This window comes from Lactobacillus nasalidis (assembly GCF_016587775.1).
In the GTDB taxonomy this organism is placed as follows: domain Bacteria; phylum Bacillota; class Bacilli; order Lactobacillales; family Lactobacillaceae; genus Lactobacillus; species Lactobacillus nasalidis.
In genome coordinates, this window is the sequence record NZ_BOCG01000573.1 from 1 (window position 1) to 710 (window position 710).

Here is a 710-nt window from a genome sequence, read left to right on the forward strand (position 1 = left end):
GTCAATTGGCCATCCCCCTGCCGGGCGGGGTGCCTTTCACCCTGCAGACCCTGGTGATTCCGCTGATCGCGGCAGCCGGCGGCTGGCGGCTGGGAACCGGTGCCGTCAGCCTCTACCTGCTTTTAGGGGCCTGCGGCCTGCCGGTCTTCAGCGGCGCCAGCGGCGGCATCGCCGTCCTTTTTGGGCCTAACGGCGGCTTTCTCTGGGGCTTTCTGCTCCTGGCCCTGATCACGGGTCTGGCCAAAAACACCAGGCTCAGTCTGACCCTGGCAGCCGCTTTGGCCCTCATTCTGCAGCTGCTTTTGGGCGCGGCCTGGCTGGCCTGGATCAGCCGCCTGCCGTTTGCGGCCGCGGCTAATGCCGCCATCTGGCCCTTCCTGCCGACGACTCTGGCCAAGCTGCTTCTGCTAGTTGCCCTGGCCCCGCGCCTGCAAGCAATTTTTGCCGCTTACGCTGGCAAGGTCAGCCGCGGCTATCAAAAATAAAAAAACGTCCCGCTTGCCGCGGGTGATGTGACCCCCAAAATTGGGACAAATTAGTATTACGCCGTTAAGGTTGTTAGAACATGATTCCGATATTCAATCGGGGTCATGTTTTTTCGTCCTGTTTTGATTCTTACGTTGTTGTAGTAATCGATATATTTGTGAATAGCTTGTTCAATCTCATTTAGGTCTTTGTATTTGTGCTCCTGCCCATAGAACATCTCACGC

Annotated in this window: 2 protein-coding genes; one reads left to right on the top strand and one right to left on the bottom strand. The window is 57.6% G+C overall.

Going from position 1 to position 710, the window contains the following annotated elements:
• The coding region (locus lacNas_RS10880; protein WP_201346859.1) for a biotin transporter BioY at nucleotides 1-485 on the top strand (485 nt) is incomplete at its 5' end.
• Between the two features lie 56 nt (nucleotides 486-541).
• On the opposite strand, the gene lacNas_RS10885 is transcribed toward lacNas_RS10880, so the two are convergent.
• Nucleotides 542-710 (bottom strand): IS3 family transposase (locus lacNas_RS10885; protein WP_201330064.1); only part of this gene is annotated, 169 nt, incomplete at its 5' end.